Raw genomic sequence first — 21951 nt, 5'->3', positions numbered from 1 at the left:
CAAAAAGGTCAGTCTGTATTTAAAATTATCATTCCAGCAATAGTAAAAGAAAATAGAAGTATAAAACCAGCCCCAGCACATATTTTGAATATAATATTTTTTAGTCACTGTATGGTATTGCGTCGTTTGGTGTGCCACTGACAGGACTTTAACATAGTCATATATGATAATAAGAATCAATACTGATACTGTTTTGTCACTTTGTGACGGATATGAAAAATTGCAAAGATACTAAAAAATAGCAGAGTAAAAATAAGGCATTGATAAAGTTAGTAAAAAAGGGATAACAACAAAAGAAAATTATATGATTCATCAATGAATTAATACTTTTCATTTTTGTTGGTTATCCCTGAATACCGGACCCTGATTTTGTTTTTACCTATTCCCCCGCACCACACCGCTGCGGCTGTGTTTTTTTCGTTTTGCGGCGTATAATCTGTGTCAGCGGTGTGCGCAGACGCTGCGCCATAATGACCCCGATCAGTACCACACCACCGCCGATAATATGATAGCTGTGCAGCTCTTCTTTCAGGAAGACAGCGGCGATAATGGCGGTCAGTACCGGTGCCAGGTTCATAAAGATAGAGGCGGCGTTTGCACCCAGCCGGGTAACGCCCAGGATCCACAACAGCGGCGCAAAAATAGAGGCCGCAATCCCCGCATACAATACCAGCCCGATATTATCGCGGTTCAGTGTCACATCACCGGCGCTGAGGAATACCGGGATCAGCAGCAGCACGCCAAAAACAATCTGCATATACAGCGAGTGAATGCTCGACAGCGGGATAGCCCAGCGTTTGGTCAGCACGCCGTAGAAGGCATAAGCGAGACCGGCGATAAACATCAGCATTTCACCCTGTCCCAGCCCCTGATGCAGTAAATCCGCCGGATGTCCTTTGCTGATAAGCCAGGTCAGGCCGCTCAGGGAGAGAATTGTGCCGAGTACAATACCGATGGTCGGTGCGATCCGCAGTACCGGGATACTTAACACCACGGTCAGCAGCGGGATCAGCGAGGTGATAATCCCCATAAAGGTGGCGCTGACGGTATAAGCAGCGTAGTACGCCAGGCTCTGATACAGCCCCATGCCGAGAAAACCGAGGATAAACAGTTTCCACGCGTGTTGTTTGATCACCGCACGCTGCTGCCAGACCGGCATAATCAGGAACGGCGTCATCACGGCGAGTGCCAGTGCCCAGCGGTAAAAGGAAATCGCGCCGGGGGCGATGGCACCGGCGGCCAGTTTATTCACCACGGCATTCACAGACCAGATTAATACAGCCCCGAGGGGTAAAAGCAGGTTTTTCATTCTTAAACTCATTTTCATTATCAGGCAGGTGGTGTAGTGTAATCTGTCTTAATTATTCTATATAACGATATCCCGCCAATTTATAGAGAGGATCTGACAAGATGGCCCGTAAGTCAGATATTTCATCACTGGGTGTGAAAGACCCGGTGACATTAATCTGCCGTCATGAACAGTTTTATTCGGAAACGGAGTTTGCCCTTCATCATCACCCCTTCGGCCAGTTGCTGTATGTCGCCAGCGGCGTGATGGAAATGACCGTTGAGGGACAGCGCTATCTGGCGCCGGCGGGGTTTTGTATCTGGATCCCGCCGGGAACGGAACATGCCAGTTATAACAAAGCCTGCGCCTCTTTCAAAATTATTGATATTTCGCCGCAGTGGGCACCGCAGTTACCGCAGATGGCCTGTGTGATAGAGCTGACGCCGGTGTTCAGTGCCGTGATGCAGGATTTGTTCGGCCGCAAAGTCCGTGAACCGGAAACTGACGCGGACAGACGGCTGGCGCTGGTACTGACCGATCAACTGCTGCTGTCGCCCTGTCAGCCGACCTATCTGCCGGTCACGGATGATAAACTGCTGGCACCGGTACTCAGCGCGCTGGAGAACGATCCGTCTGATAACACGTCACTGGCGGAGTGGGCGGCGCGGCGCTTTACTTCAGAGCGGACATTATCCCGCCGCTGTCAGCAGAAACTGGGAATGTCCTTCAGTGAATGGCGTCAGCGCCTGCGTTTTCTGCGGGCGGTGGCGTTATTACAGGAAGGCCGCAGTGTGCAGAATGTCGCGCTGGATGTGGGTTACAGCTCATCATCCGCCTTTATTGCCATGTTTTCTCAGCTGGCCGGTGTCACGCCGGAGCGCTTCCGTCATCAGCCTTAATTGCTCTCTTTAGCAACAATCGGTGTTCCGGGCGTAGGTTTTATCCCGCAGAAGTGGCAAAATAGCGGCCATCCGTTTCAATTCCGGTTGTGCCGCCGTACCGACAGGTCTCCGCCGGCCGCCGACAGTATGAAGGTGAAGCCCGTGAAAATCGTTGTAGATGAGAATATGCCTTACGCCGAAACCCTGTTTTCCCGTCTCGGGGACGTGGTGGCGGTGCCGGGACGTCCGTTACCGGACGGGGTGCTGGATGATGCTGACGCACTGATGGTGCGTTCTGTCACGAAAGTGAATGCACAGCTGCTGGAAAATACCCCGGTGAAATTCACCGGTACCGCAACCGCCGGTTTTGACCATGTGGATAAAGCCTGGCTGGCGGAGCAGGGAATTGGTTTCTCCTCAGCGCCGGGTTGTAACGCAATTGCTGTGGTGGAATATGTCTTTTCTGCCCTGATGCTGCTGGCGGAGCGTGACAGTTTTCAGCTGGCAGATAAAACCGTCGGGATTATCGGGGCCGGGAATGTCGGCGGCCGTCTGGCGAAGCGTCTGGAAGCACTGGGTGTTAATATTCTCATCTGTGACCCGCCGCGTGCGGATAACGGTGATGCCGGGGCATTTTATGATATCGATACCCTGGTGGCACAGGCTGATATCCTGACATTCCATACCCCGCTGAATAAATCCGGGCCGTACACCACACTGCATCTGATGGATGAAACCCGTCTCAGTGCCATGAAAGACAACGGCATTCTGATCAACGCCAGCCGTGGTGCGGTGGTGGATAACCGGGCGCTGTTATCGGTACTGGCCGGCGGCAAACCACTGAGTGTGGTGCTGGATGTGTGGGAGCCGGAGCCGGATCTGTCAACTGAACTGCTTTCACTGGTTGATATCGGTACGCCGCATATTGCCGGTTATACCCTGGAAGGCAAGGTGCGTGGTACCACGCAGGTCTTTGAAGCCTTTGCGGAATTCACCGGACAACCACAGCAGGTTGCGCTGTCAGAATTGTTACCGGCACCGGAATTCGGCTGTATCACACTGTCAGGTAAAGTAACGCAAAGTATTCTCAAACGTTTAATGCATCTGGTTTATGATGTCCGCCGTGATGATGCGGCATTACGTGCGGTGGCCGGTGTGACGGGTGAGTTTGATAAACTGCGTAAGTTTTATCCTGATCGCCGCGAGTGGTCATCACTGACTGTTATTTGTGATGATGCACAGAGTGCGGCGCTGTTGTCTGACCTGGGTTTCACGGCAGAATACCGCGCATAAAATCATTTTTTCATCATTCTTTTTCTGACTGTACCGCGCTGACGCGGTGCAGTCTTTGTTCCGGAGATAACTATGTCAGAAGGCTGGAATATTGCCGTATTGGGTGCGACCGGTGCTGTCGGCAGCGCCGTGGTGTCATTACTGGAAGAGCGTGAATTTCCGGTGGGAGAGTTATATTTACTGGCCGGGGAGCGCAGCGCGGGAGAATCGGTGCGCATGAACGGCAAAAGCTATCTGGTTACCGAAGCCCGTGATTTTGACTGGTCACAGGTGCAGCTGGCCTTTTTCATGGCCGGTGCGGAAGCCACCGCTGCGTACTATGAAGCGGCGACGGACAGCGGCTGTATTGTGATTGACAGCAGCGGCCTGTTTGCGCTGGAGCCTGACGTGCCGCTGGTGGTGCCGTCGGTGAACCCGCAGGCACTGAGCGAATACCGCAACCGTAACCTGATTGCGCTGGCAGACAGCACTGTCAGCCAGTTACTGACCGCTATCCGTCCGCTGGTGGAAAGCGCCGGGTTATCCCGCATTAATCTGACTAACCTGTTCTCTGTTTCCCGTTTCGGGAAAAGTGCGGTGGAAGAGCTGGCAGGGGAGTGTGCAAAACTCCTCAACGGCATCCCGCCGGAAGCCGGTCGTTTCAGCAAACAGCTGGCGTTTAACCTTCTGCCATTGCTGACCGATGAGCAGGGCAGTGTGTCAGAAGAGCGCCGTATCGCGGAAGAAACCCGCAAAGTCCTGCAGGATGCCGGTCTGCCGATCAGCGTGAGCTGTGTGCAGTCCCCTGTGTTCTACGGCAACGCGCAGATCGTGCAGCTGGAAACACTGCGTCCGCTCGGCAGTGAGGAAGCCCGTGATGAACTGGAACGGGCAGAGGATATTCAGCTCTCAGAAGAGCAGGAGTTCCCGACTCAGGTGACGGATGCCTCCGGCAATCATCTGCTGAATATCGGTTGTCTGCGTAATGATTACGGTATTCCGGAAATTCTGCACTTCTGGTCAGTGGCGGATAACGTACAGTTTGGCGGCGCACTGATGGCAGTCGAAATTGCCGAGCGTCTGACGCAGGAGCAGTTTTACTGATGTCAGAGGTGACTTTACCGGCGGAAGAGGGTAAAACCACGATCGCGCTGGGCATTGAATATGACGGCAGCCGTTATTACGGCTGGCAGCGTCAGTCAGAAGTCGCGAGTGTGCAGGGCTGTCTGGAAAAAGCCCTGTCAAAAGTGGCTGCAGAGCCGGTCTCGGTTTTCTGTGCGGGCCGGACCGATGCCGGGGTGCATGCCACCGGCCAGGTGGTGCATTTTCATACGGCAGCTGTCCGTAAAGATGCCGCCTGGACGATGGGCGTAAACACCTATCTGCCGCCGGATATCGCGGTACGCTGGGTCAAGACCGTGCCGGAGAATTTTCACGCCCGGTTCAGTGCCACAGCGCGGCGTTACCGCTATGTGATTTTCAATCACCGCTTTCGCCCGGCTATCCTCAGTAAAGGTGTGACCCATTTTCATTATCCGCTGGATGAAAAGCGGATGCATGAAGCGGCACAGAGCCTGCTGGGGGAGAATGATTTTTCCTCTTTCCGCGCGGCGCAGTGTCAGTCCAGAAGCCCGTGGCGTAATGTGATGCATGTGGATGTCACCCGTCAGGGGCAGTATGTGATTGTGGATATCAAAGCCAATGCTTTTGTGCATCATATGGTGCGTAATATCACCGGCGCTCTGCTGGAGGTCGGCTGCGGTAATTTACCGGTCAGCCGGATGGCGGAGTTGCTGGCACTGAAAGACCGGACACAGGCACCGGCGACAGCACCGGCGGAAGGTTTGTATCTGGTTTCAGTGGATTACCCGGAAGAATTTGCCCTGCCGTCACCGGCGATGGGGCCGCTTTTCCTGGCAGATTAATTTATTGGCCGGATAAGCAGAAAGCCGCGTCCGGCGGGGTGAAATATGGAATACATTAAATTTCTGATCGATTTTATTCTGCACATTGATTTGCATATGCAGGAGATGGTGGCGCAGTACGGAATCTGGGTTTATGCGATTTTATTCCTGATCCTGTTTTGTGAGACCGGGCTTGTGGTCACGCCGTTCCTGCCGGGAGATTCGCTGCTGTTTGTGGCGGGGACACTGGCGGCACTGCCGACCAACGACCTGAATATTCATATCATGGTGCTGCTGATGATTACGGCGGCGATTATCGGTGATGCAGTTAACTATACGATCGGCCACTTTTTCGGGGAGCGGCTTTTCCGCAATCCGGACTCGAAAATTTTCCGTCAGAGCTATCTGCGCAAGACCCATGCGTTCTTTGAAACTCATGGCGGTAAAGCGATTATTCTGGCGCGATTTGTTCCGATTGTGAGGACATTTGCCCCGTTTGTTGCCGGTATGAGTAAAATGTCTTACCGCCACTTTGCGATGTTTAACGTTATCGGCGCAATTGTATGGGTGGTATTATTTGCCTATGCAGGGTATATCTTCGGGGAAACGAAGATTGTGCAGGAAAACTTGAAATTACTTATCGTGGCGATTATTTTCATCTCCATATTGCCCGGTATTATCGAGGTATGGCGTCACCGCCGTGCGGCGAAAAAAGCACAGAAACGTGATGACGCCTGAGTGGTTTGAGCAGTTTTTTATCCACAGTGCATAAGCAATGTGGTTTAATGGCAGATAATAATTACACTGGCTGAGCCAGATTTCAGACGGAAAGGTCATTAATGAGCTGGATTGAAAAAATTCTGAATAAGACCCCAATGAACCAGACACGCAAGGCGAGCATTCCTGAAGGTGTCTGGACGAAGTGCGACAGTTGTGGTCAGGTACTGTACCGCCAGGAGGTGGAACGTAATCTTGAGGTGTGTCCGAAATGTGATCATCACATGCGGATCCCTGCACGTGCGCGCCTGCTGACGTTTCTGGATGAAGGCAGCACCACGGAACTGGGAACTGATCTGGAGCCGAAAGACGTCCTGAAATTCCGTGATTCCAAAAAATACAAAGACAGACTGGTGTCCGCCCAGAAAACAACCGGGGAAAAAGAAGCCCTGGTTGCGATGAAAGGCACCCTGAAAACCATGCCGGTTGTCGCGGCGGCGTTTGAGTTTGCCTTTATCGGCGGTTCGATGTCCTCTGTGGTCGGTGCACGGTTTGTCCGCGCGGTTGAACAGGCGCTGGAAGATAACTGCCCGCTGGTCTGCTTCTCCGCAAGCGGCGGCGCACGTATGCAGGAAGCACTGATGTCGCTGATGCAGATGGCCAAAACCAGTGCGGCTCTGGCTAAAATGCAGGAGCGCGGTCTGCCGTATATCTCTGTGCTGACTGACCCGACCATGGGTGGTGTCTCCGCAAGTCTGGCTATGCTGGGTGATATCAATATCGCCGAGCCGAAAGCCCTGATCGGCTTTGCCGGTCCGCGTGTTATCGAGCAGACTGTCCGTGAGAAATTACCGCCGGGATTCCAGCGCAGTGAGTTCCTGATTGAAAAAGGGGCGATCGATATGATTGTCCGCCGCCCGGAAATGCGTGATACCGTCGCGGAAATTCTGTCAAAACTGACGAACTATCAGTTCCCGCAGGAAGGTGAAATCATTGAGATCCTGACCGCGGATGAACCTGATACCGACTTATCTTCTGAAACAGAGACTGATGTCAAAAAACACGATGTCTGATAAGCGAGAAAGACCGACAGCCGCGTCATCGATGATGACGTGGCTTTCTTATCTGGGTGATCTGCATACGCAGGTTATTGATATGGGACTGGAACGTGTCGGTGCGGTGGCGGATATCATGAATCTGCGCTATCCCGCCCCGAAAGTCATTACCGTTTCCGGAACCAACGGCAAAGGCACCACCTGCCACACGCTCGAATCCATCCTGCTGGCCGCAGGGTTGCGGGTCGGGGTGTACAGTTCCCCGCATCTGGTGAATTACACCGAACGGGTCCGGATTCAGGGGCAAAACCCGCCGGAAGCGGATTTCTGCCGTGTCTTTGCGGATATTGACGCGCAGCGCGGCGATATCACACTGACCTATTTTGAAGCGGGCACACTGGCAGCACTGCAGCTGTTCCGCGAAGCCAACCTTGATGTGGTGATTCTGGAAGTCGGCCTCGGCGGGCGTCTGGATGCCACCAATATCGTCGATTCTCATATCACGGCTATCACCAGTATCGCGCTGGATCACACCGACTGGCTCGGTGCTGACCGCGAGCATATCGCCCGTGAGAAAGCCGGGATTTTCCGCCCGCATTGTGTGGCGGTGATCGGTGAGCCGGATGCGCCTTATACCATCGCTGACGTGGCAAACAAGCTGGAAACCTCGCTGTTCTGCCGTGCCGATGACTGGTCTTACAAAGAGCAGGGCGACCACTGGACGTGGCAGTGTGAGGATGAAACCCTCGACAATCTGCCGCTGCCGAATGTGCCGCTGGCAAATGCCGCGACTGCCCTTGCGGTGATCCACAACCTGCGTCAGGTGAAAGACAAAACCGGCCGTGCCATCACCCGTGAGGCGATTGATACCGGGCTGCGTCAGGCACAACTGCCGGGCCGTTTTCAGATTGTCTCACAGCAACCGCTGACCGTGCTGGATGTGGCGCATAACCCGCATGCCGCCGGTTATCTGGTCTCAAAACTGGCACAGTTACCGCGTACTGCGCAGAGCCGTGTCCGTGCCGTGATCGGTATGCTGGGCGACAAAGATATCAAAGGTACCCTGGCTGTGCTGGGTGAGCAGGTGACAGACTGGTATGTCGCGCCGCTGACCGAACTGCGCGGAGCCCCGGCAGAACAGCTGGCGGAGCATCTGACCAACCCGCAGCAGTTTGCCGATGTGGAAAGTGCCTGGGAACAGGCGCGCCATGATGCTTCACCGGAGGATATCGTGGTGGTGTGCGGGTCATTCCACACGGTGGCTCATGTTATGGATGTTTTAGCGAAGGAAGGTGCGGGTGGCCAGTAAATTTCAGAATCGCTTAGTCGGAACCATTATCCTGGTGGCGGTGGGTGTGATTGTCCTGCCGGTGCTGCTGGACGGCGATAAGAAATATAACGAAGACCAGTTCGCAGCCATCCCGCTTATCCCGAAAGAAGGGGAGCAGGATGAGATTGATGCGGTGAATCCGATCAATCAGACCATGCCGACGATGCCGTCAGAAGGGGCATCCAGCGCCATGATTACCGAAGCGGCACAAACCGGGACGGAAGAAGCTCCTGCGGAAGCATCTGCGGGCGGCAGTACCACCTCCAATGTACCGCCGGGGGCGGATCCGCTGCCGCCGGTGGTGATTCCGGATAAACAACCGCAGCCGAAACCGGAACCTAAGCCTGAACCGAAGCCTGAACCAAAACCGGTGCCTGAGCCGGAACCAAAACCTGAGCCGAAACCGGAACCTAAGCCGGAAAAAGTGCCGCAGGGACAGGCTTATGTTGTGCAGCTGGGTGCGTTATCCAATGCCCGTAAGGTGGAGGAGATTGTCGCCACACTGCGGTTATCCGGTTATCAGGTGTATACCGTGCCGCGCGGCAAACTGACGCTGATTATGGTCGGGCCGTCAGCCTCGCAGGCAGAGCTGAAGTCCTCGCTGGGGGAACTGAGACAGCTTACCGGGTTGGATGGCCGGGTACAGTCTTATAAACCGTAGCGAATTTAAGGAATTAGCAATATCCGTTAATAAAATCAGTTAACTCTTTGCGGCGATTATAATTTTTTATTTCGCCGCAATTTATTTTCGGATGGAGCAAAAATCCGTTACGCAAACGTTTTCGTTTTCTGTTAGAATGCGCCCGTCACTGATGCCGGGGCATCAATTTGGATAGTGATATGGTTTGGATTGATTACGCAATTATTGCAATTATTGCTTTCTCGGCATTAGTCAGCCTGGTTCGTGGTTTCGTTCGCGAAGCCTTATCGTTAGTGACCTGGGTCTGTGCGTTTTATGTGGCCAGCGAGTTTTTCCCGCTGCTGGCGGACTATTTTACGCGCTTTGATGATCCGCTGGTCCGCAACGGAATCGCCATCGCGATTTTATTTGTTGCGACACTGATTGTCGGCTCGGTGATTAACCATGTTATCGGTTCACTGGTTCAGCGGACAGGCTTATCAGGCACAGATCGTGTTCTCGGGGTTTGTTTTGGTGCTCTGCGCGGGGTGCTGATCGTGGCGGCAATTTTGTTCTTCCTCGACAGCTTCACGCAGATGAGTCAGAGCAGCGACTGGCAGCAGTCACAACTCATCCCCCAATTCAGTCATGTTATCAGGTGGTTCTTTGACTACCTCCAGAATGCGTCAAGTTTCCTGCCGGAGAATTTTCCTTCTCCGCCCGGCTGATGAGGAAAAAACTACATGTGTGGTATTGTTGGTATCGTTGGTTTTACGCAAGTCAATCAATCAATTTATGACGCGCTCACGGTGTTACAGCACCGGGGCCAGGATGCAGCCGGTATCGCAACCATTGACAGTAACAATGGTTTCCGGCTCCGTAAAGCCAACGGACTGGTGAAAGATGTTTTCGAAACCCGCCATATGCTGCGTTTGCAGGGCACACTCGGGATTGGCCATGTCCGTTACCCGACCGCAGGCAGCTCCAGTGCATCGGAAGCACAGCCGTTTTATGTCAATTCACCGTTCGGTATCACTCTGGCGCATAACGGCAATCTGACCAATGCGCACACGCTGAAACATCAGCTGTTTGAAACAGCCCGCCGTCATGTCAATACCACCTCCGATTCTGAAATTCTGCTCAACGTGCTGGCGTATGAGCTGGATCGCTTTGATGCTCACCCGCTGGAGCCGGACAATATTTTTGCCGCTGTCAGCGCGATGCACACCAAAATCCGCGGCGCGTATGCCTGTGTGGCGCTGATTATCGGCCACGGCCTGCTGGCGTTCCGTGACCCGAACGGCATCCGTCCGCTGGTACTCGGCAAGCGCACTCTGGATGATGGCCGTGAAGAGTACATGGTCGCGTCTGAAAGTGTTGCGCTGGATACCCTCGGTTTTGAATATCTGCGTGATGTGGCGCCGGGGGAAGCGGTGTATATCACTGAAACCGGGCAGCTTTACACCCGCCAGTGTGCGGCGAATCCGTCACTGACACCGTGTCTGTTCGAGTTTGTCTATTTCGCCCGCCCGGATTCCGTTATCGATAAAGTCTCTGTCTATAACGCCCGTCTGCGTATGGGGCAGAAGCTCGGTGCGAAAATTGCCCGCGAGTGGGAAGACCTGGATATCGATGTGGTGATCCCGATTCCGGAAACCTCAATGGACAGTGCGCTGGAAATCGCTCATATGCTGAACAAACCATACCGCCAGGGGTTTGTGAAAAACCGCTATGTGGGACGCACTTTTATCATGCCGGGTCAGCAGGAGCGGAAAAAATCTGTCCGCCGCAAACTCAATGCCAACCGTACCGAGTTCAAAGGGAAAAACGTGCTGCTGGTGGATGATTCCATTGTGCGCGGCACCACGTCAGAGCAGATTGTGGAACTGGCACGGGAAGCCGGGGCGAAGAAAGTCTATTTCGCTTCTGCGGCACCGGAAGTGCGTTTCCCGAATGTCTACGGCATCGATATGCCTAATGCCAACGAGTTAATTGCGCATGGCCGTGAAGCGGATGAAATCTGCCGTCTGATTGGGGCGGATGCCCTGATTTTCCAGGATCTGAGTGACCTTATCGATGCGGTGCGTGAAGAGAATCCGGATATCCGGGGTCTTGAGGCATCGGTGTTTGATGGTATCTATGTCACCAAAGATATCGATCAGGATTATCTCGACTATGTGGAAAACTTACGTAAGGATGATGAATTAAAGTTGCGGGATCATAACGAAATTGAGAACCTTGAGATATATAATGAGGGTTAATCTCTTTTTTGTCAGGTGATGTTATGAAAAAACTGATTGTGGGGCTGACCGGCGCAAGTGGTGCTGTCTATGGTGTGCGGCTGCTGGAGGTCCTGCAAACGGTGCCGGAAGTGGAAACCCATCTGATTGTCAGTCAGGCGGCCCGGCAGACACTGGCGCTGGAAACAGCGTACAGTCTGCGGGAAGTGCAGGCACTGGCGGATGTGGTACATGATGAGCGTGATATCGCTGCCTGTATATCTTCCGGCTCTGTCAGAACACTGGGGATGGTTATCCTGCCCTGTTCGGTGAAAACCCTGTCAGGGATTGTTCACAGTTACACGGACACCCTGGTGACCCGCGCGGCGGATGTGGTGCTTAAGGAAGGGCGCAAACTGGTGCTGGGCGTCCGTGAAACGCCGCTGCATCTGGGACATCTGCGGCTGATGACACAGGCGGCGGAAATCGGTGCGGTGATTATGCCGCCGATGCCTGCGTTTTATCATCAGCCGGAAACGGTGCAGGATATTATTGACCAGACGGTCAACCGTGTGCTCGATCAGTTTGATATTGCATTACCGGAAGATTTATTTACCCGCTGGAGCGGGGCGAAAAATCCCCGCTCTGCACAGCCGTAATCTGAATCACCCGGCCGTTTGTTTCCGGCCGGGCTCTGCATTAATAGTCCGCCGGACTGTCCAGTAAATCCCGCAGTGCTTCTTCCAGATTAATAAACTGACAGCCGAACCCGGCTTCCTCCAGCCGTTTCGGCAGGGCATTCTGACCGCCGAGTACCAGTACCGCCGCTTCTCCCATCAGCGCCTTCACCACAAATGCCGGAACACGCAGCAGATGCGGGCGGTGCAGGATCTGCGCCAGTACCGCTGCAAACTGCTCATTATGGGACGGATAAGGCGCGGTCATATTGAACGGGCCGTTCTGTGCGGGATCGTCGAGCAGAAACAGAATGGCGCTGACCATGTCACTGATATGGATCCACGGCATATACTGACGGCCATTACCAATAGGGCCGCCAAGACCGGCGCGGTACACCGGCAGCAGTTTTGCCAGCGCGCCGCCTTCCGGGGAGAGCACAATCCCGGTGCGCAGCAGACAGACGCGGGTTTTCTCACTCTGTGCTTTCATCGCCAGGGATTCCCAGCGGTCGCACAGAGTGTGGGTGAATTCCTGATTCGGCTCGTCATCCTCCGTCACGACGGATTGTCCCTGATCACCGTACCAGCCCACGGCAGAGCCGGAGAGAAACACCGCCGGCGGCGTTTCACTGGCATTAATAAGCTCACTGAGTCGTTCGGTTATCTGCCAGCGGCTCTCACACAACAGCTTTTTCTGCTCTTCACTCCAGCGTTTATCCGCGATAGGCTCACCGGCGAGGTTAATCACCGCATCGATGTCATTCAGATGTGTTATATCATTGAGTGAATTAAGGTTTTCTGCGGCTGAGCAAAAACGGGAATAGACTTTCTGCGGTGAGCGGCTCAGAACCACCACCTGATATTTCCGGGCAATCAGTGCCTGCACCAGCGGAGTGCCGACAAGTCCGGTGCCGCCTGTGATCAGAATACGCATAGATGCTCCTTCTGCCGGTAGGTTTCTCTGACTATAGCAGTTTTTGCCGCCGGGGGATGTGATCGGCAAGAAAGAAAAACAATCATAGAACCGCTATCAATTCTTGATATACTGATTCAATGACCATAATGGCACACTATCATTATTAGTTTGGTATATAAAAGCGGTATAAAGCAGCGGCCCGCGGATTAACAGCGTGTGTCACTGAAAAAACAGAAACAGCATCCGTAATGCTGATAAAAAAGAAAAGGTTAGAGGATGGAACAAGATAGCGCTATCGAGTGGGTGGACGTGGTCGATGAGAATAATGATGTCATCGGCCAGGCAACCCGCGAGCAGATGCGGGCGGAAAACCTGCGTCACCGGGCAACCTACATCGTTGTGCATGACGGCATGGGAAAAATTCTTGTCCAGCGCCGGACTGAGCACAAAGACTACTGCCCGGGTCTGCTGGATGCCACTGCCGGCGGCGTGGTGCAGCAGGGCGAGCTGATGCTCGATTCTGCCCGGCGCGAAGCAGAGGAAGAACTCGGGATCGCCGGTGTGCCGTTTGCCGAACACGGTCTGTTTTATTATGAAGAGCCGGTCTGCCGTGTCTGGGGCGGGTTATTCAGCTGTGTGACTCACGGGCCGTTCGCGCTTCAGGAAAGTGAGGTATCGGAAGTCACCTGGCTGACCCCGGCAGAAATCACTGCCCGCTGTGACGAATTTACGGCCGATTCACTGAAAGCACTCTCACTCTGGCTGACCCGGAATAATCAGAATTATACCCCGGCAGAGCGGCAGAAGCCGGTTGCAACGCCTGAAGCTGAAATGAGCAGCGACAGCGAATAAAAAAGAATAAAAACCGGAGAAGCCTGCAATATGCAGGCTTTTTTATATTTAAAATACGGTGAAATAAAACGCAGGCAGTAAATATATCGGCAAAATAGAATATTATCAGAGACAGTTCAGTATAATTTGTATTATTCCGGTTTCTGGCTTTAATCATTTTCCTGTAGAATGCCGTTCTGAATACAGATAATAATATCAAACCATAAAAACTTCCGTTAACGGCATGAATTACAATGATTTTATGTAATAAACCTTATGCTTTATTAAAAAATATTAAATAACAAAGCCCGGTTAATAAGAATTATCCGGAAATAGACGGAAGATGATAAAATACAACCTGAATGAGAATAATGATGAGAAATAAATTAGCAGGATGGCTGTTGTTATTACCGCTGCTGCTCACCGCATGGGGTGCATTTCAGTATTGGCGCATCAGTGATGAATATCAGGCTTACCAGTATATTATGTCAGAAAAAGCGGAGCTTCAGCGTCTGATTGCGGAAGATCCGAATACACAGATTACCTACGATGACGGGGAAACTGTGTCTGCCGGTCAGCAACTGGGGATGATTAACCGTGATCTGAATAAATACAGCAGCGAAATTGCCATGATTCTGGCCAGGGCGGGTGTCAGTCTGGGAACTGTCGCCACCGGGATTTTATCACTGCTGTTTGGCGCAGGGGCGATTTATCTCTGCATCAGCAGCGGCCGGGCTGCCCGGCGCTCCCGCGATACGCTGCTGAACGTCTTTGCCCGCTGCCGCAAAATGCTGCCGTTTATCCTGACCGGGCAGATGACGCTGGTCGGCCTGAGCATCATTTGTGTGATGGCGTATGAAGCGCTGTGGTTCGCCGGTAATTTCGTGCTGAGCGGCGGCGGTGCGAAAATCATGATCTTTATTCTGATCAGTATCCTGCTGATTATCTGGTACATCATCAAAGGGCTGTTTAAGCTGCGCAAGAGTTTTGCCATGTTCCGCAGCGAACCGTCGGATGTGACAGGGCATGCCGTCAGCCGGGAGGAAGCCCCGGGACTGTGGCAGTGGGTGGATGAGATTGCCGCGAAAGTCGGCACGTCGTCGCCGGATCATATTGTTGTTGGTATGACAGAGTGTTTTTATGTGACATCCCACAGTATCAGCCTGAATGAAAATCAGCTGATTGAAGGGAAAACGCTGTACTTTCCGCTGCTCTATTCCGCACTGCTCAACCGTGAGGAAGCCAGTGCGGTTATCGGGCACGAACTGGGGCACTTCACCGGCGAAGATACCACCTACAGTCTGAACTTTGCGCCAATCTATGCCGGAATGAGCCACAGTATTTCGCTGGTGGCCAACGAGGTGCAGGATTACTACAGCAAAGTGATTATGAGCCCGTCGGTGTATCTCGGAATCTTCTTCCTTGAGCAGTTTGATTTTGCCGTCAGTCACTGGAGCCGTATCCGTGAGCTGGAAGCGGATAAAGCGGGGGCATCGGTCAGCTCACCGGCGGCTGTGGCGTCATCACTGCTGCGTATCTCTGCGGTCAGTGAGGTGATTTCGGAAACTCTGGGTGAGTTGTATGAAGGTACCCTGAAAACAGATGATTTACTGCCTGTGGTGATGGCGCGTCTGCGTGAGCGCGGTGTGCCGGAAGCCGGACAGTTCCTGAATGAGGCAACCAGTCACCCGAGCGACACACATCCGCAGACCCGTACCCGTATCGAAGCACTGTCTCAGGATCTCAGTGATGAGCTGCTGGCCGACGCTTCCCGTGAAGTGCAGTCGGATGATTACGCCAATATCGCGGACCTGTTCACGGATGCCAAAGCGATTTCCATGATGCTGACGGCGTCACTCTCCGGCATGGTCGCGGAGTACACCACACAGCGGACAGAAGCACTGGAAACGATGCTGCATGAATCTGACGCGGCAGATGAGGTGATCATCACCGAGCGGCGGAAAATGTTCCGGATGATGTTTATCTTTGGTCTGGTGGTTGCGGCCGGGATGGGTATTGCCACGGTGAAACTCGGCGCGGAAGATCTGGTAGCTTCCGGTGCGGTTCACGGCTTCTGGCTGTTACTGCTGTTCTGGGGTGTGGCCTTTATGTACCGCGACAGAGGCAAAGCACCACTGTTTGCGTTCCGCCACGGGCAACTGGTCAGTGAAAAGCTGACACAGCCGTATCCGCTGCACTACATCGTTGATTATGACATCGCGGAAACTTCCGGTGTGGCGACACTCACACTTCATGTGGCTGATGGTGCACCGGCACCGGGTATGGCAGCAAAAAGCCGTTTCTTTAAATACGATGCCAAAAAGCAGAAGCTGATGATTATGATGGCCGGTGTCCGGATCTGGCAGGGAAAATCATTATCTCTGCAGGATTTATCAGAACTGGTACATGGTCAGTTGCAGACGGCACATGTGAAGCATGAATTGCGGCAGTAATTTTTCTGCTGAAATACAGGGAACCGCCGCAAGGCGGTTTTTTTGACAGGATGCATAAAAAAATCCCGGCGGGGAAACCCGGCCGGGATTATGGTCTGTAACTTTTCAGTCAGCAGAACTTATTTTTTCTTCGCTTCGTCCTGCGCTGCCTGAATAGCAGTCAGTGCGATGGTGTATGCGATATCGTCAACTAACGCACCACGGGACAGGTCGTTAACCGGCTTGCGCATACCCTGCAGCATTGGTCCGATAGAGACCAGGTCTGCTGAACGCTGAACCGCTTTGTAAGTGGTGTTACCGGTGTTCAGGTCAGGGAAGATGAAGACGTTTGCTTTACCTGCAACCGGAGAGTTTGGTGCTTTGGTTTTCGCAACGTCAGCCATCACGGCGGCGTCGTACTGTAACGGACCGTCGATGCACAGGTCAGGACGTTTTTCCTGAGCAATGCGGGTCGCTTCGCGGACTTTCTCAACATCGTCACCCTGGCCGGAGGTCCCGGTAGAGTAGGAGATCATCGCAACGCGCGGGTCGATACCGAATGCTTTCACAGAGTCAGCAGACTGAATTGCGATTTCTGCCAGCTGTTCAGGGTTCGGATCCGGGTTGATTGCGCAGTCACCGTAGACCAGCACTTCTTCAGGCATCAGCATGAAGAACACGGAAGATACCAGTGAGCTGCCCGGTGCAGTTTTGATTAACTGTAACGGCGGACGAATGGTGTTCGCAGTGGTGTGAACCGCACCGGAAACCAGACCGTCAACTTTATCCTGCTCCAGCATCATTGTACCCAGTACAACGTTGTCCTGTAACTGCTCGCGGGCAACGACTTCGGTCATGCCTTTGTTTTTACGCAGTTCAACCAGACGCGGAACATACAGCTCGCGGATGTCAGCCGGGTTAACCAGTTCGATACCGGTGCCCAGAGTCACGCCCTGTGCAGCAGCCACGCGGCGGATTTCTTCCGGATCGCCTAACAGTACGCAGGTCGCCAGACCACGTTCAGCACAGATAGCGGCGGCTTTGATAGTACGCGGCTCATCACCTTCAGGCAGAACAACGCGTTTTTTCGCTTTGCGTGCCAGTTCGGTTAACAGGTAACGGAATGCCGGTGGTGACAGACGGTTCGGACGCTCTGAATCCGCAACCAGGGAATCGATCCATTTGGTATCGATGTGGCTTGCCACGTAGTTCTGAACCAGTTCGATGCGCTCACGGTCATCAGCAGGAACTTCCAGGCTGAAGCTTTGCAGGTTCAGCGAGGTCTGCCAGGTGTTGGTGTTCACAGTGAAGATTGGCAGGCCGGTTTCGAACGCACGTTCGCACAGCTTGGCAATGCTGTCGTCGATTTCATAACCGCCGGTCAGCAGGATCGCACCGATTTCCACGCCGTTCATCGCTGCCAGGCAGGCAGAAACCAGAACGTCAGGACGGTCAGCAGAGGTTACCAGCAGAGAACCCGGACGGAAGTGCTCCAGCATATGAGGAATGCTGCGTGCACAGAAAGTCACAGATTTCACACGGCGGGTTTTGATGTCGCCTTCGTTGATGATTTTCGCGCCCAGGTGGTTCGCCATGTCGATTGCACGGGTGGCAATCAGTTCGAAGTTCCACGGTACACTGCCGACAACCGGCAGAGGCAGGGATTTCAGATCATCCGCGCTCAGGTGAGCGATAGTCGCTTTGGATGAATCATCAAAAATTTCAGACAGATCAGGACGGGTACGGCCCTGCTCATCAACCGGTGCGTTAACTTTGTTAACGATCACGCCGGCGATGTTGGTGTTCTTGTGGCCACCGAATTCATTGCGGATCAGTTCCAGACGCTCTTTGATTTCCGCTGCGGTGTCATTACCCGGTGCTGTCACGAACACGATTTCCGCACCCAGAGTCTGGGCGATATCGTAGTTCAGGGACTGAGCATGCGGGTAGTTGCGGGTCGGTACCAGGCCTTCGATCAGGATCACTTCCGCACCCTGAGTATGCTCGTGGTAACGGGCAACGATTTCTTCCATCAGAATATCTTTCTGATTGGTGGTCAGCATGGTTTCGACATAATCCATATCCAGCGGCTCGGCCATCTTCAGGGAAGAGTGAGCGCGTAAGATCTGGGTGGTCTGATCTTCAATACCTGCACGGCGCGGCTGTGCAACCGGTTTGAAGAAACTCAGGCTGACGCCTTTTTGTTCCATTGAGCGGACAACCCCGAGGCTGACGCTGCTTAAGCCGACACTGGTGCCGGTAGGAATGAGGATAATAGTACGGGACACATGAACCTCTTATTTTTTCACAATTCGGTGTTCAAAATAAATCCGCCGGCGGGGGCCGGCGGAGAGCAAAGATTATGCAGTCAGACGGGCTGCATCCTGTGCGATGACTAATTCTTCGTTAGTCGGGATCACCAGGGCAATGCTGCTGTCGTCAGTGGTGATTTTGCCTGCGTTACCGAAACGGGCAGCCAGGTTACGTTCGTGGTCCAGTTTGAAGCCCAGCAGAGCCAGTTTCTCCAGAGTGTGTTCACGAACCATCGCTGCGTTTTCACCGATACCGCCGGTGAAGATGATCGCATCCAGACGGCCTTCCATCAGGGTTGCATAACCACCGACGTATTTCGCCAGACGGTGGCAGAATACGTTCATTGCACGGGTCGCATCAGCTTGTTTACCGTAGTTTTCTTCAACATAACGGCAGTCGCTGGTGACTTCAGTCAGACCCTGCAGGCCGGATTCTTTGGTCAGCATTTTGTTGATTTCTTCAACGCTCATGCCCATTGAATCATGCAGGTGGAAAATGATAGCCGGGTCGATATCACCGGAACGGGTACCCATGACCAGACCTTCCAGCGGAGTCAGACCCATAGAGGTGTCCACGCACTCGCCGTTAACGATAGCTGCAACAGAACCACCGTTGCCTAAGTGGCAGGTGATTACGTTCAGTTCTTCAACCGGTTTGTTCAGCATTTTAGCTGCTTCACGGCTGACGAAGTAGTGGCTTGTACCGTGGAAACCATAGCGGCGGATACCGTGGTCTTTGTACAGGCTGTACGGCAGGGCATACAGGTAAGCTTCTTCAGGCATGGTCTGATGGAAAGCGGTATCGAAAACACCAACGTTTTTATCAGCCAGGTGAGGGAAGGCTTTCAGTGCTTCTTCCACGCCTAACAGGTTAGCCGGGTTGTGCAGAGGAGCAAAGGCAGAGCACTCTTCCATTGCTTTGATAACTTCGTCAGTGACGATAACAGAGTGAGCAAATTTCTCACCGCCGTGAACCAGACGGTGGCCGATGCAGCCGATCTGTGCAGACAGCTCAGGTTTGTCGCCCATGATATCTTTCACGATGAAACGCAGTGCTTCGCTGTGAGCAGCGCCCGCGCCTAATTGTGCTTCGTGTTTAGCACCATCCATTTTCCACTTGATACGTGCTTCCGGCAGGTTAAAGCATTCTGCCAGACCCGTCAGATATTCATCACCAGTTGTAGGGTCAATGATCGCAAATTTCAGTGAAGAACTACCGCAGTTAAGTACCAGTACCAGCTTACTTGACATGGAATTACCTATAATCTTGTTGTGGATAAGTCTTATGTATTAAGACAGTGGTTAAAACGTAATCTAACTAAGCGTAGCGCAATATTTCAGCGCCGTTCATGATTAACATCATGCAATTTTTATATTGAACGATAAATCATCGCTGCAATCTGTTGTCTGAGGCCTGATGGCGTAAAAACACACATTTTGCCCTTGAAAAAGGCGGCATCAGACAAAATAATTAACTCAGGATTATTTCACCGTGATTAAACGGGCGTAGCATACCCGCAGATGACAGCAATTTCAAAATATACTTAATCCTACAAAAATATTTTGACTGAATGTAGCCATATTTTAATTATTATGTTTTTTATTGATTGAGGTCATAATGCCTGATAACACACCGGCAAAACCGGGTCTGTTCCGCGCACTGCGTCTCGGCAAACGTTACGCCGCCACCTGGCCGGCCGTGAAACAGCTCGCCCCGGTTTTTCCGGAGAATCGTGTCATAAAATCCACACAGTTCGGTATCCGTTTTATGCCGCCGCTGTCGGTGTTTACCCTGACATGGCAGATAGCCCTCGGCGGGGCATTAGGTCCCGCAGTCGCCACCGCACTGTTTGCCTGTTCGCTGCCGCTGCAGGGGCTGTGGTGGCTGGGACGGCGCGCCGCCACGCCTTTACCGGCCGGGCTGCTCAGCTGGTTTTATGAAATCCGTGCAAAATTTGCCGAAGCCGGGATTGCGATTGCACCGGTTGAGGGCACACCGGATTATATGGCACTGGCCGAGTTACTGAAACGCGCTTTTAAGCAGCTGGATAACTCTTTTCTGGATGACCTGTAAGTTGCGCTGTTTTCCGCCCGGTTATGCGGGCGGAAGAACCCCTTCCTTTATTAATCGATTCAGCTTCTGTAACCCCCTGTTTTTCCTCTCCGTATAATTACCCGGGCGAAATTCCCCGCTGAGATCAAAAAAGGTGTGTATTTCACTATCTTATAGATTTGAGTAATGCGATGATTCTGACCATACCTCGGATTACTTTTTCAGGAGATACACCATGGAAATGACCAATGCACAACGCCTTATCCTCTCTAACCAGTATAAAATGATGGCTATGCTGGATCCGGATAATGCCGAGCGCTACCGCCGCCAGCAGACTATTATTGAGCGCGGCTTCGGGCTGCAGATGCGCGAGCTGGATCGCGATTTCGGCGAGCTGCCGGAAGAAATCTGCCGCCGTGTGATTGATATGATGGAAATGTACCACGCACTGCGTATCTCCTTCGATAACCTGAAAGAAGCAAAAGATATCGACCCGCGCCGTATCCACTTCTTAGGTTTTGATGCGGCGACCGAAGCACGTTATTTAAGTTATGTGCGTTTTCTGGTAAATACGGAAGGGCGTTATACCCACTTTGACAGCGGCAGCCACGGCTTTAACTCCCAGACGCCGATGTGGGATAAATATGTCCGTATGCTCGGTGCATGGCATAACTGCCCGCGTCAGTATCACCTGAGTGAAGTGGAAATTAATCAGATCCTTAACGCATAATATTCCGGTATCCGTAACGGCGAGGCACGCATGGCACTGACTGCAAAAGGCTTTTTGTTTGATCTGGACGGCACACTGGCCGATTCCCTGCATGTGGTGGAGCGTGCCTGGCTGGCGTTTGCCCGCCGTATCGGTGCGGATGAGGATGAAGTAAAACATTTTATTCACGGCAAACCGGCGGTTGAGTCCATCCGCCATTTTCTGCCGGATGCGGATGAGAATGAAATCGCCGCGCAACTGGCGTGGGTGACAGAGCAGGAGATCAGGGAGAGTGATCAGGTCACGGATCTGCCCGGTGCGCAGGTACTGCTGGCGCGTCTGACCTCCCTTGATATTCCGTGGGCAATAGTCACCTCCGGTTCTGTGGCTATTGCCCGTCCGCGGCACAGTGCGGCAAATCTGCCGGAGCCGGATGCCTGGGTGACGGCGGATAATATCACCCGCGGCAAACCGGATCCGCAGCCCTATCTGCTGGGCGCGGAAAAGCTGGGGCTGGCGCCGCGCGACTGTTTTGTGTTTGAGGATGCCACCGCCGGTCTGCTCTCCGGGCTGGATGCCGGTTGTCAGGTAATTGCCGTGCATGTTCCTGCCGGAACACCGCGCACGGATGAACTGGCTATGCGGGTGGATTTACTGACAGAAATTGAGGTTGAGAAAGCGGCGGACGGTACGGTAACACTGACCCGCCGTCCCGGCTGACAGCCGGAACACCGCT

Annotated in this window: 20 protein-coding genes; 16 read left to right on the top strand and 4 right to left on the bottom strand. The window is 53.1% G+C overall.

What is annotated here, in order from left to right:
- Positions 1–379: 379 nt before the first annotated feature.
- A complete protein-coding gene (locus X965_RS08625; protein WP_015422784.1) occupies positions 380–1309 on the bottom strand; it encodes a DMT family transporter in 930 nt (309 codons plus the stop codon).
- A 101-nt stretch (positions 1310–1410) separates the two neighbouring features.
- On the opposite strand from X965_RS08625, the gene X965_RS08620 reads away from it, so the two are divergent.
- The 11 genes from X965_RS08620 (at position 1411) to X965_RS08570 (ending at position 11944) form a co-directional block, all read left to right on the top strand.
- Positions 1411–2187 carry a helix-turn-helix domain-containing protein gene (locus X965_RS08620; RefSeq protein WP_004239847.1) on the top strand — a complete coding sequence of 259 codons (777 nt, stop codon included), beginning with the start codon at positions 1411–1413 and terminating at the stop codon, positions 2185–2187.
- 144 nt (positions 2188–2331) lie between these two features.
- Positions 2332–3462 carry a 4-phosphoerythronate dehydrogenase PdxB gene (gene pdxB, locus X965_RS08615; protein ID WP_036417766.1) on the top strand — a complete coding sequence of 377 codons (1131 nt, stop codon included), beginning with the start codon at positions 2332–2334 and terminating at the stop codon, positions 3460–3462.
- A 72-nt stretch (positions 3463–3534) separates the two neighbouring features.
- Positions 3535–4545, top strand: a complete 1011-nt coding sequence (locus tag X965_RS08610) for an aspartate-semialdehyde dehydrogenase (RefSeq protein ID WP_004235112.1) — start codon at positions 3535–3537, stop codon at positions 4543–4545.
- Positions 4545–5366: a tRNA pseudouridine(38-40) synthase TruA gene (gene truA, locus X965_RS08605; RefSeq protein ID WP_036417765.1), complete on the top strand. Its 822-nt coding sequence runs from the start codon at positions 4545–4547 to the stop codon at positions 5364–5366. The genes X965_RS08610 and truA overlap by 1 nt, the downstream gene beginning before the upstream one ends.
- A gap of 45 nt (positions 5367–5411) precedes the next feature.
- On the top strand, positions 5412–6083 hold the full coding sequence (locus X965_RS08600; protein WP_004235117.1) for a DedA family protein: 672 nt from the start codon (positions 5412–5414) through the stop codon (positions 6081–6083).
- Positions 6084–6184: 101 nt separating this feature from the next.
- Positions 6185–7135, top strand: a complete 951-nt coding sequence (gene accD, locus X965_RS08595; RefSeq protein ID WP_036417763.1) for an acetyl-CoA carboxylase, carboxyltransferase subunit beta — start codon at positions 6185–6187, stop codon at positions 7133–7135.
- Complete coding sequence (folC, locus tag X965_RS08590; protein WP_036417807.1) at positions 7128–8426, top strand: bifunctional tetrahydrofolate synthase/dihydrofolate synthase; 1299 nt, start codon at positions 7128–7130, stop codon at positions 8424–8426. Before accD ends, folC begins: the two co-directional genes overlap by 8 nt.
- Positions 8416–9108, top strand: a complete 693-nt coding sequence (dedD, locus tag X965_RS08585) for a cell division protein DedD (protein WP_004239852.1) — start codon at positions 8416–8418, stop codon at positions 9106–9108. Before folC ends, dedD begins: the two co-directional genes overlap by 11 nt.
- A gap of 179 nt (positions 9109–9287) precedes the next feature.
- On the top strand, positions 9288–9794 hold the full coding sequence (cvpA, locus tag X965_RS08580; protein ID WP_004235126.1) for a colicin V production protein: 507 nt from the start codon (positions 9288–9290) through the stop codon (positions 9792–9794).
- 15 nt (positions 9795–9809) lie between these two features.
- The gene (purF, locus tag X965_RS08575; protein WP_004239854.1) at positions 9810–11327 is read left to right on the top strand and encodes an amidophosphoribosyltransferase; all 1518 of its coding nucleotides are present in this window, start codon (positions 9810–9812) and stop codon (positions 11325–11327) included.
- A 23-nt stretch (positions 11328–11350) separates the two neighbouring features.
- Complete coding sequence (locus X965_RS08570; RefSeq protein WP_036417761.1) at positions 11351–11944, top strand: UbiX family flavin prenyltransferase; 594 nt, start codon at positions 11351–11353, stop codon at positions 11942–11944.
- 40 nt (positions 11945–11984) lie between these two features.
- On the opposite strand, the gene X965_RS08565 is transcribed toward X965_RS08570, so the two are convergent.
- On the bottom strand, positions 11985–12896 hold the full coding sequence (locus X965_RS08565) for a TIGR01777 family oxidoreductase (RefSeq protein WP_004239855.1): 912 nt from the start codon (positions 12894–12896) through the stop codon (positions 11985–11987).
- 258 nt (positions 12897–13154) lie between these two features.
- Here X965_RS08565 and yfcD point away from each other — a divergent pair, with 258 nt between their 5' ends.
- Both yfcD and X965_RS08555 read left to right on the top strand, forming a co-directional pair.
- Positions 13155–13730: an NUDIX hydrolase YfcD gene (yfcD, locus tag X965_RS08560; RefSeq protein ID WP_004235136.1), complete on the top strand. Its 576-nt coding sequence runs from the start codon at positions 13155–13157 to the stop codon at positions 13728–13730.
- Positions 13731–14083: 353 nt separating this feature from the next.
- A complete protein-coding gene (locus X965_RS08555) occupies positions 14084–16162 on the top strand; it encodes a M48 family metallopeptidase (RefSeq protein WP_253280770.1) in 2079 nt (692 codons plus the stop codon).
- Between the two features lie 119 nt (positions 16163–16281).
- Here X965_RS08555 and pta read toward each other — a convergent pair whose 3' ends face one another.
- The gene (gene pta / locus X965_RS08550; protein ID WP_004239858.1) at positions 16282–18429 is read right to left on the bottom strand and encodes a phosphate acetyltransferase; all 2148 of its coding nucleotides are present in this window, start codon (positions 18427–18429) and stop codon (positions 16282–16284) included.
- A 72-nt stretch (positions 18430–18501) separates the two neighbouring features.
- On the bottom strand, positions 18502–19704 hold the full coding sequence (locus X965_RS08545) for an acetate kinase (protein ID WP_004235141.1): 1203 nt from the start codon (positions 19702–19704) through the stop codon (positions 18502–18504).
- Between the two features lie 367 nt (positions 19705–20071).
- Between X965_RS08545 and yfbV the strand changes: the two genes are divergently transcribed.
- From yfbV to X965_RS08530, 3 genes are all read left to right on the top strand, one after another.
- Positions 20072–20527 (top strand): terminus macrodomain insulation protein YfbV, encoded by a 456-nt coding sequence (gene yfbV / locus X965_RS08540; protein ID WP_004239859.1) that lies wholly within the window; start codon positions 20072–20074, stop codon positions 20525–20527.
- A gap of 214 nt (positions 20528–20741) precedes the next feature.
- A complete protein-coding gene (locus tag X965_RS08535; RefSeq protein ID WP_004235144.1) occupies positions 20742–21236 on the top strand; it encodes a YfbU family protein in 495 nt (164 codons plus the stop codon).
- A 30-nt stretch (positions 21237–21266) separates the two neighbouring features.
- The gene (locus tag X965_RS08530) at positions 21267–21935 is read left to right on the top strand and encodes a sugar phosphatase (RefSeq protein ID WP_036417757.1); all 669 of its coding nucleotides are present in this window, start codon (positions 21267–21269) and stop codon (positions 21933–21935) included.
- The last annotated feature ends 16 nt before the right edge of the window (positions 21936–21951 follow it).

Source organism: Morganella sp. EGD-HP17, assembly GCF_000512315.2.
GTDB classification, from domain to species: domain Bacteria; phylum Pseudomonadota; class Gammaproteobacteria; order Enterobacterales; family Enterobacteriaceae; genus Morganella; species Morganella morganii.
Note: the sequence above shows the minus strand (reverse complement) of the source record. Positions and strands in the feature narration are given on the sequence as shown.